General features: G+C 49.8%; 1 protein-coding gene. It reads left to right on the top strand.

Annotated features, from left to right (window positions below):
- Positions 1–296, top strand: a 296-nt coding sequence (locus WCE05_RS25915; protein ID WP_368816826.1) for a hypothetical protein, incomplete at its 5' end; no start/stop codon positions are given.
- Positions 297–552 lie beyond the last annotated feature (256 nt).

The raw sequence follows: 552 nt of genomic DNA, 5'->3' as shown, positions 1-552 counted from the left end.
GCCATAACGTGATTGCCGGCCGTCGACGAACCCGATTCCTGAACGTGCTGAAAACCGGTTTTCCGGCTGCGCCGGCAACGCTTCACGGCCACGCAATAAATTGCGTCCCCGTTCACCGTTTTCGGATGGAAAGAACGCCGGAAACAGGACTTACTCTGGCTGAATGGCGTGAATTTTCGCGCTATGCACTTGCGTGCATACTCATGCATGCCGTAAAAACAGAGCCTGCGCGTTTCTGGCGGGTTTTCGGGTGGTTTGTTGCCTGTTTTACCGGTTTCCCGTCAGAAACGCCCTGAGGGCCTCTCAGGTGGTGCTGATAACGGATGTTATGGTAAATACAGGTGAGCGGGATAAACCATCATCTTTTATTGCGTGCGCAAGAAATAACCAACGCGGCTACGGATTTACAACAATCGCTATGCAGTTTTCATCTAGCAATATCCCTATTTTACACCCGCTGAATGTTGTTCCGGACATCACTAAACCGCGTATAGCTAGTTGATTGTTTTACGTGCTGAACAACTTTGGCGAGGATCCTCGATAACTTATTAG

This window comes from Pseudomonas sp. I2 (assembly GCF_040984075.1).
In the GTDB taxonomy this organism is placed as follows: domain Bacteria; phylum Pseudomonadota; class Gammaproteobacteria; order Pseudomonadales; family Pseudomonadaceae; genus Aquipseudomonas; species Aquipseudomonas guariconensis_B.
This window is presented reverse-complemented; position numbering and strand designations above follow the sequence as displayed.